The following is a 6,663-nucleotide window of genomic DNA, read 5'->3' as shown; positions in this document are numbered from 1 at the left end:
CAGACTGATGCCCACTGTTCCATATTTCGACCGGCGACAGGTTTTGGCCTGCCGCTTTTTGTGCTGCGATGGTTTTTCATGAGGCGTTGAAAACCTGTTTGTCAAGGTACACGCCCTCGCTACTTATTTTCGTAGCAAGGTTCCTGTTGCCAGCCTGAATGCTGCAAGGGGGACTATTCCATATGCTTTCGAAAATCAAAAATCGCTTCCATAAGCCCACCTTCGATATGTCCCTTTACAAGCCAAAAATGAGTCTATTAAAAAACACCAAATCCATTGAAAAAATGGGATTTTGGTGGTGTTATTTTCGTATTCACTTACTTTTTCAGCTTTTGAAAAGGTTACACACTTCCAAACCGCCTCCTATGACAATATATCTATCCATCAAGAAATGAGATGACACCAGGGTGGAAATCTCGCAGCCGCCAGCCTAACAACAATCATTTGGAGATACCCTCCGACATTACGGGACGCACAAATATGGTGTTTATGACATAAATGCCACTTGTTAGAGAGTCTCCTAAGCCCCCGTTACTCGCCCCCACCCGCGGAGAGATGTTATCACCTCTGCCAGCAGATACCCCGCAGGGCGCACATTGTATGCCCCGTGCCTTTGCAGCCAGGGCAAAGCCCTACTCAATAAAGGTAGACAGTAGAATTCAAAATATATTCCGATGCCAGATTGAAACTCAACGCCTTACAGGAAGGCTGATCCGGCGTTCCGTCCCGCCCGTGCAGCCAAAAAAACCACGCGGTAACGATCGGTCGGATCGTTACCGCGTGGTTATCCTGCGGCCTGTCCATACGCCGCTGCTTACTTTTGCCGGACTACGGGCGATACGCGGGATCAGCCGCAGCCGCCGCACCGCTCGCAGGCAGCAGGGGTGACCGCACAGCCACCGAGCGCGGTCTCGCGCAGCTCGATCGGGATGCGCCGCCCCACGGCGTACATGGTGTCCAGCATCTCATCTAACGGTATCATCTGTTGCACGCCGCTGAGCGCCAGCTCGGCGGCGATCAGGGCATTGGCCACACCGGCTGCATTCCGGTTCTGACAGGGGTACTCTACCAGCCCGCCCACCGGGTCGCACACCAGACCCAGCATATTCATCAGAACAGTGGAGGCCGCGTCCAAACACCGGCTGGGCGTGCCGCCCATCAGCTCCACCGTGGCCGAAGCCGCCATCGCGGCGGCTACGCCGATCTCGGCCTGACAGCCGCCCACCGCGCCCGCTACAGTCGCGTTGCGCATGGCCAGATAACCCACCGCACCCGCGTTGAACAGCGCGTCTGCCAGCCGGTCGTCGGATATCTTATAGCAGTCCTGCAGCGCCAGCAGCAGCCCGGGCACTACACCCGCCGACCCGGCCGTGGGCGCTGCCACGATCAGGCCCATGGAGGCGTTGACCTCCAGCACGGCCATGGCATACATCATCGCCTTACCCAACACGTCGCCGCAGATCGCCTTGCCCTTGGCGGCATGGGCGGACAGCTGCTTCGCTTCCCCGCCGATCAGGCCGCCCATCGACCGAACCGGATCCTTGAGCGGCCGGGTGGCTGAGTCGCGCATGATCTCCAGCGCGCGCGCCATCCTATAATCCACAATGTCTCGGGTCGTTTCCCCCAGCTCGCATTCCCGGCGGCGCATGATCTCGGAAATCGGCTGCTGCTCCTGTGCGCACAGCGCGAGCAGCTCCTTGGCGGATTTAAAATCCATGTTGCTCCCTCCCCTACGGCTCCACGATCATCACATCGTGCACGTGCGGATTGTTGCGCAGCGGCCCGGCAATGCCCTCGGGAAACCGCCCGTCGGACTCGACAATGGTATAGGCAGTGTGCCCCTTGGATTCGCGGAACAGGCGCATAAAGGCAATATTCACATTGCTGTCACTGAGCACCTTGGTGATATGGGCGACCACGCCGGGCATATCCTGCTGGACGACGATCACCGTGCTGTAATCGCCGTTAAAATCCACCGATACGCCATTGATGCGGGAAATGCGCACCTTGCCGCCGCCAAGCGACTCCCCGCGCACGGACATGACCTGCCCGCGGGCGTTCTCCATGCGGATGTCCACTGTGTTGGGATGGATGTCGGTCTCGGTATCGCACGGGGTGAAGCTGTACGCCAGCCCGCGCTCCGCCGCGATTTGGAAGGATTGGCGGATGCGGATATCGTCCGTGCCGAAGCCCATGCTGCCGCCCAGCAGCGCACGGTCGGTCCCATGGCCGTGATAGGTTTTGGAAAAGGAACCATACAGCGTAAAGTCCACTTTTTTCAGCGGGGGCGCAATCATCTTATGCGCCAGAAAGGCGATGACGGCCGCCCCCGCTGTGTGGGAGCTGGACGGCCCGATCATATTAGGCCCCAACACATCAAAAACACTGATATAAGACATGCTTGCTCTCCTTCCCTGGCCGGCGGCGGAGCAGGCTCACGCGGCCTTCTTATTGATAAACTTCTGGTAAATGGTCTCCACGACCACACCGATCGCATTATCGCCCGACACGTTGCAGGCCGTGCCGAAGGAATCCTGCGTGATGTACAGCGCAACCATGATTGCGCAGATCGGGCCGCCGGGATCGCCAGCCTCTGCACCGAACACCATGTACAGGAAGGGCAGCGCAGTCATGATGGAGCCGCCCGGCGCGCCGGGGGACGCGACCATCGCGATGCCCAGCGTCATGATAAAAGGAAGGACCGTGGTGATGCTGATCGGGATCTGGTTCATCAGGCATACCGCGGTAGCACAGGCCGTGATGGTGATCATCGAGCCTGCCATGTGGATATTCGCGCACAGCGGAACCACGAAGTTACGGATCTCGGCGGATATGCCGTCCGCCTCTGCGCACTGAAGGTTGACCGGGATCGTAGCGGCCGAGGACTGCGTGCCCAGCGCCGTGATATAGCCGCGGATCTGGTTGCGGATCAGTGTGACGGGGTTCTTCTTGCTGACCGTACCCGCTATGATAAACTGCACCACGATATAGATCAGGTGCATGATGATGACCACCAGGAACACCTTCCACAGGATGCCGAGGATCGCAAAGGTCTGCCCGGACTTGGTCATATTGGTGAACGTGCCGCAGATGTACAGGGGCAGCAGCGGGATAATGACCGAGTGCAGCACCTTATCGATGATGCCGGAGAAGTCGCTCATGCCGTTATACAGTGTGTCCCCGATAGTCTTGCCGCGCAGGGTGGACAGGCACAGACCGAGCACGAATGCGAGCACAACCGCGGAGATCGTGTTAAGCAATGCGGGGATATCCATGCTGAAATAGGTTTCCAGTGAGTTGCCGGCCGTGGCGGCGATCTGCTCGAGCGCATCCGCGCTCATAAAGCTGGGGAACAGGCTTTGCGCCACAAAGTAGGACGCCGAGCCTGCGATCAGCGTAGAGCTGTAGGCGAGGAGCACAGTGATCAGCAGCAGCGTGCCCGCACCGTTTTTCAGGTTGGCGATGCCCATGGTCACGTAAGCGAGTATCATCAGCGGGATCACGAAGGACAGGAACGTACTGAAGATGCTTGACGCCGTTACCACGATCCGGCAAAACCATTCGGGCAGGAACTGGCCGATCAGGATACCGATGATGATGGCAATGATGAGCTTCGGGAGCAGGCCGAGTTTGAATTTTTTCTTTTCCATGAACAATGCAACCTCCTAATAATTTTGCTCAATTTTCCCTTGACCCTTGCTTGATTTTAGTATATTCTGTTTATATATATAAGTCAAATTCATAAATTTAATATTATTGTTTCAAAAAAATCATAATACATTCCAACCAAAAATCGAGGTGTGTATTTATGGAATTGCGCCAAATCAACACCTTTATCCGGGTGGCTCAGTTCAAAAGCTTTTCCAGGGCAGCGGAAAGCCTGGGGTATTCGCAGTCCGCCGTCACTGTGCAGATCCGCCAGCTTGAGGACGAGCTGCACACCCGCTTGTTCGACCGCATGGGCAAGCGCATCATCCTCACCGGCCCGGGGGCGCAGTTCCTCGAGCGCGCTTACGAGGTGCTCAACGAGGTCAACAAGGCGCGGCTTTCAGTCTCCGACATGGGCGAGCTGACCGGTCGGCTGCACATCGGCACGATCGCGTCGCTCTGCTTTGCCAAGCTGCCCGCCGTGCTCCGTCTGTATTGGGAGCGGCATCCCAAGGTCGTCATCCGCATCACCACGGGCGAGCCTGAGGATCTGATCGAGCAGATGGAGCGCGGCGAGCTCGACCTGATTTACATATTAGATGAGCCGCAGTACAACAACAACTGGCGCAAGCTGATGGAGCGGCGGGAGAACGTGGTGTTCGTCGCCTCGCCCTCGCTTGGGAAGACGCTGCAAAGCGTCCCTGGCCTTCGGCTGGAGCATCTGCTCGACAAGCCTTTCTTTCTGACTGAGCGCGACGCAAACTACCGCCGTGTGCTCGACCGCTTTCTGGCCTCGCGCGATATCATCCTAACGCCGTTCCTGGAATGCAGCGACACCTCGTTCATCATCAGGATGCTGGAGTCTGATCAGGGCATATCCCTGCTGCCCTGGTACGCGGTCGAGCAAAGCGTCCGTCAGGGTCGTCTGTCGCTTGTGAACGTCACGGATTTCCGGGCCGCCCTGTACCGGCAGATCTGTTCCCACAAGGAGAAATGGCGCACACGCGAGATGAACGAGTTCGTGCATCTGGTAGAGGAGCTGGATAGGTAGCCCCCCAGTGCGCAAAAATGCCATCCGGCTTTGCCAGATGGCATTTTGTTTTTTCGCATACTTTTGCAGCTTGATCGGAAGCAGGATCACCCACACCCTGCCCTTAAGAGATATCTCAATCCGGCCCGCCTTTACAGCCTCCACCGTTATGTATTTCACCCCGCTTACCCGGTTGCCGGTGGCGCAGATGGTTTCAAGAAGCAGAGCCAGCCGCTCCCATCCCGCTGTTTCTGCTGCATAGACCAAACGGGTGTACTCCTCCCGCGTCAGTTCCTTTGCAGGGTTGCGGAACACCTGCCGCTAAAGCCGCAGCGCCTTGATGCGGCAATCCAGCCATCCCATGTAGGCAAGAAAGGAATTGACCGCCGCCAGCACGGAGCTTACTGCGGCGATGGCATAGATGTAGGTAAGATGCTCCTTCCATTCGATCAGCGCCGTTTTGGTAAGCAGCCGGCCATGTACTTTTGCAGGGCGTTCAGATCATGGATATATTTCTGGATGGCCTGCGCGGCGCGCTCCTGCTCCTGCAAATGGGCGGCATAACGTGTCAGCTGCCTTTCGTCGATTGTGTATTGCAGCATGTCGATATCCCCCTGTCTGCAACAGTTGATACTGTTATTGTACCGGATAGGCGTGGTACCGTGCAGCGCCCTTCATAGACGGCCTCACGGTGGGATGCCGTGCGGCTGCCCGTGAGGAAGTAGTGCGGAACGGTGACGCATCCACTCTCCCCTGCCCAGTAGCCCTCGATCCCACGATTACCAGCCGGGGCCGCATTTCTTCCAGAGGGGCCGGGCGCGTCTAACCGGAAAATGCCATGCTATGGGTGACTGCGGCATCACTGCATCATTTTTTTCAACGCACGGCGGGTACCAGAACACAAGCTGCTGCTTATCTGTTTTACGGCAGCTCCACCATCTATGCTACCATTCTTAAGCGTATCGCTCCGGTTCGGCCAGTCAGAGGCAGAAAATGCGTGTAATCATTTTGCCAGCCTCGGCAAAACCGTTATTTATGCAGTAGAATTTGCTGTTGAATCTTACGGCAAATCGGAATATGCTATAGGCAGAAAGGGGCTGAATGAGATGCCGAATATTAAACCCATCTCCGATCTGCGGAATTACAGCGAGGTGCTGCATGATGTGGCCGCGGACGCCCCTAGGTGCTCGAGACACAGGCATCTGTGACTGTAAACGGATACGCTTTCCCGTCCACCGTCACAGAGCCTTGTGTCAGATCAGTGGTGTCAGCCTTGCCCGTGTCCGTATCCGGCATCTCCATTTTTTGCGTATCGCCGCGCAGCCTGCGGGCAGGAGCAGCAGCCCCGCCGCACAGGCAGCGATCATGCCGCGGAATTTCATTGCATCACTCCCTCGTATAATAAGTTTTAGGGTTAATAATTCAGATATCAGCAGGTTTTGGGATGCCCGTGATACAATAGCTGTAGGCCAGCAGGGTCAAGTTCTTTTCACCCCCAGTTGAACCGAAAAGTTGCTTCTACTTTAGTCCGTTCCCCTGAGCCGGAAGTTAGCTGCATACTCATTAGCTGTTTGCCGGATGTAGGGCCGCCCTCTTAGCAGTGGGGGATATCGCATCGACCTGCCCCGGAATGATTCTAATACGCGAGGTAGCGGATGCTCCGGTTATCATGGGTATCTCAAAGCCTGCTGACCTGAAAAGCACCACATGGGGAGGTGAAATCAATGAATCCACTTTTTGTTGGCATCGATGTGAGCAGCAAGAATAATGTTGTCTGCCTCATGAAACCGGACGGGATCAAATTCAGCACTTTTTCTGTGCAAAACAACCTGGGCGGTGCTAGAATACTTTCAGAGAGAATCGTGTCAGCGCTGGACAAACTCCAGCTCAGCGAAGTGACCATCGGTATGGAGGCAACCTCCATCTATGGTGACAGTCTGGTTTACGCCCTCCGGGAGGATGGCTCCTTGGGCCGTTACCAGCGC

7 protein-coding genes are annotated in these 6,663 nt (G+C 56.4%); 2 read left to right on the top strand and 5 right to left on the bottom strand.

Going from position 1 to position 6,663, the window contains the following annotated elements; translation table 11 throughout:
- Positions 1 to 847: 847 nt before the first annotated feature.
- From sdaAA to MR935_RS09505, 3 genes are read right to left on the bottom strand one after another with little or no spacing between them, the layout of a single operon-like run.
- Positions 848 to 1,717 (bottom strand): L-serine ammonia-lyase, iron-sulfur-dependent, subunit alpha, encoded by an 870-nt coding sequence (gene sdaAA / locus MR935_RS09515; RefSeq protein WP_290573001.1) that lies wholly within the window; start codon positions 1,715 to 1,717, stop codon positions 848 to 850.
- A gap of 13 nt (positions 1,718 to 1,730) precedes the next feature.
- Positions 1,731 to 2,399, bottom strand: coding sequence for an L-serine ammonia-lyase, iron-sulfur-dependent subunit beta (gene sdaAB, locus MR935_RS09510; RefSeq protein WP_290573000.1), 669 nt, complete (start codon positions 2,397 to 2,399; stop codon positions 1,731 to 1,733).
- Positions 2,400 to 2,435: 36 nt separating this feature from the next.
- On the bottom strand, positions 2,436 to 3,650 hold the full coding sequence (locus tag MR935_RS09505; RefSeq protein ID WP_290572999.1) for a dicarboxylate/amino acid:cation symporter: 1,215 nt from the start codon (positions 3,648 to 3,650) through the stop codon (positions 2,436 to 2,438).
- Positions 3,651 to 3,808: 158 nt separating this feature from the next.
- On the opposite strand from MR935_RS09505, the gene MR935_RS09500 reads away from it, so the two are divergent.
- Entirely contained in the window at positions 3,809 to 4,699 is an 891-nt protein-coding gene (locus MR935_RS09500; RefSeq protein WP_290572998.1) for a LysR family transcriptional regulator, read from the top strand.
- A gap of 428 nt (positions 4,700 to 5,127) precedes the next feature.
- On the opposite strand, the gene MR935_RS09495 is transcribed toward MR935_RS09500, so the two are convergent.
- Entirely contained in the window at positions 5,128 to 5,280 is a 153-nt protein-coding gene (locus MR935_RS09495) for a hypothetical protein (RefSeq protein WP_290572997.1), read from the bottom strand.
- A gap of 651 nt (positions 5,281 to 5,931) precedes the next feature.
- Complete coding sequence (locus MR935_RS09490) at positions 5,932 to 6,060, bottom strand: hypothetical protein (protein ID WP_290572996.1); 129 nt, start codon at positions 6,058 to 6,060, stop codon at positions 5,932 to 5,934.
- A 342-nt stretch (positions 6,061 to 6,402) separates the two neighbouring features.
- Here MR935_RS09490 and MR935_RS09485 point away from each other — a divergent pair.
- The coding region (locus MR935_RS09485) for an IS110 family transposase (RefSeq protein ID WP_290572995.1) at positions 6,403 to 6,663 on the top strand (261 nt) is incomplete at its 3' end.

It is taken from the genome of Agathobaculum sp. (genome assembly GCF_022775115.1).
In the GTDB taxonomy this organism is placed as follows: domain Bacteria; phylum Bacillota; class Clostridia; order Oscillospirales; family Butyricicoccaceae; genus Agathobaculum.
The sequence above is the reverse complement of the archived record's forward strand: the minus strand, read 5'-3'. Positions and strand labels throughout refer to the sequence as shown.

Coding starts and splice junctions, on each gene's coding strand:
- MR935_RS09490 (WP_290572996.1), bottom strand. CDS start 6,060: ATGAAATTCCGCGGCATGATCGCTGCCTGTGCGGCGGGGCTGCTGCTC.
- MR935_RS09495 (WP_290572997.1), bottom strand. CDS start 5,280: ATGCTGCAATACACAATCGACGAAAGGCAGCTGACACGTTATGCCGCC.
- sdaAA (WP_290573001.1), bottom strand. CDS start 1,717: ATGGATTTTAAATCCGCCAAGGAGCTGCTCGCGCTGTGCGCACAGGAG.
- sdaAB (WP_290573000.1), bottom strand. CDS start 2,399: ATGTCTTATATCAGTGTTTTTGATGTGTTGGGGCCTAATATGATCGGG.
- MR935_RS09505 (WP_290572999.1), bottom strand. CDS start 3,650: ATGGAAAAGAAAAAATTCAAACTCGGCCTGCTCCCGAAGCTCATCATT.
- MR935_RS09500 (WP_290572998.1), top strand. CDS start 3,809: ATGGAATTGCGCCAAATCAACACCTTTATCCGGGTGGCTCAGTTCAAA.